Source organism: Nonomuraea sp. LPB2021202275-12-8 (assembly GCF_037044575.1).
In the GTDB taxonomy this organism is placed as follows: Bacteria; Actinomycetota; Actinomycetes; order Streptosporangiales; family Streptosporangiaceae; genus Nonomuraea.
Window position 1 is genome coordinate 1 of sequence record NZ_JBAHWD010000132.1, and the last position, 884, is coordinate 884.

Annotated in this window: 1 protein-coding gene; it reads left to right on the forward strand. The window is 68.7% G+C overall.

Going from position 1 to position 884, the window contains the following annotated elements; translation table 11 throughout:
* Positions 1-62 precede the first annotated feature (62 nt).
* Positions 63-884: IS982 family transposase (locus tag V5E28_RS49035; protein WP_336217195.1), on the forward strand; the 822-nt coding region annotated here is incomplete at its 3' end.

The window sequence follows — 884 nt, forward strand, 5'->3', positions numbered from 1 at the left end:
TCTAGATGGTTGATGCGAAGGCGTAGCTGCGCAGATAGGGCGAGGGTGCCCATGCTCGATGTGTGACGAAAGAGTTAGACACCCTCGCAACTGCACTGTACGTGCGAATCGACGACGCGTTGAAGGCCCAGCCGGAGCTGGCTCCGTGGCGGCCGAAGGTCGGCATCTCGCCGACGCTCAGTGATGCCGAACTGGTGACCCTGGCGGTGCTGTCGGCGCTGCTGGGCTTCACCTCCGAGCGCCGCTGGCTGCGGCACGCCCGCGCTGAGCTGGGCGTGATGTTTCCGTACCTGCCTTGCCAGTCGGGTTACAACCGGCGGCTGCGCAACGCCTGCGACCTGGTGGCGCACATGATCCGGATGCTGGCCGCCGATACCTCGTTGTGGAGTGACGATGTCTGGGTGGCCGATTCCACGCCGATCGAGTGCGGCCGCTCGCGGGAGACGGCCCGCCGTTCGGATCTGGCCGGGTGGGCGGAGTACGGCTACTGCGCCTCCCACTCCCGGTATTTCTGGGGGTTGCGGCTGCACCTGCTGTGCACGCTGGGCGGGCTGCCGGTGCTGTTCGCGCTGACCGGGGCCAAGGCCGATGAGCGCGAGGTGCTGCTGGGCATGCTGCAGGCCGCGCCCGATGTGCTGGCCGCCCGCCCGCAGCAGACGATCATCGCCGATCGGCAGTACTACGGCCGCGCCTTCGAAGGTGAGCTCACCGAGCGTGAACTGCAGCTGCTGCGCCCGGCCCGCCGGGGCGAGCCTGAGCGGCCCGGCGCGGCGCTGTTCAAGCCGCTGCGCCAGACCATCGAGTCGATCAACCAGACCTTTAAGGGCCAGCTGGACCTGGAACGCCACGGCGGCCGCACCCGCGCCGGCGTCATCATCCGCGTG